Genomic DNA, 502 nt, shown 5'->3' on the forward strand with positions numbered 1-502 from the left:
GCGTGCTGCCGGGGGGCGCGGGGACAGCGCGCTGTCCAGGACGAGTGTCAGCTCGCGGCGGCCGACGCCGATCCGCAGCCGGACCGGCGCACCGGGGACGCCGTGCCGCAGCGCGTTGCTCAGACCCTCCTGGACGATCCGGTACGCCTCGGCCGAGACGGGTCCGGTCACCGCGCCCGGGTCGCCGTCGGCCTCGTAGCGCACGGGCACCCCGCACCGGGCGAGCAGCCCGCCGAGCGCGTCGAGCCCGGGGCCCGCGAGCGCGCCGGACCCGTCTCCGTCCTGCCGCAACAGGCCGAGCACCGCGTCGAGTTCGCCGACCGTGCGCCGCGTGGTCTCCTCGATCGCGGTGAGCGCCTGCCGGGCGAACTCGGGGTCGCTGTCCAGAACCCGGCGGGCGGCCCCCGCCTGGAGGGTGACGGCGCTCAGCGCGTGGCCGACCGAGTCGTGCAGCTCCCGGGCGAGCCGGTTGCGCACGGCCAGCTCGGCCGCCCGGCGCTCG

1 protein-coding gene is annotated in these 502 nt (G+C 78.5%); it reads right to left on the reverse strand.

The features are described from left to right. Positions 1–502, reverse strand: a 502-nt coding sequence (locus G3I41_RS05235; RefSeq protein WP_239081490.1) for a histidine kinase, incomplete at both ends; no start/stop codon positions are given.

This window comes from Streptomyces sp. SID9727 (assembly GCF_010550605.1).
Taxonomy (GTDB): domain Bacteria; phylum Actinomycetota; class Actinomycetes; order Streptomycetales; family Streptomycetaceae; genus Streptomyces.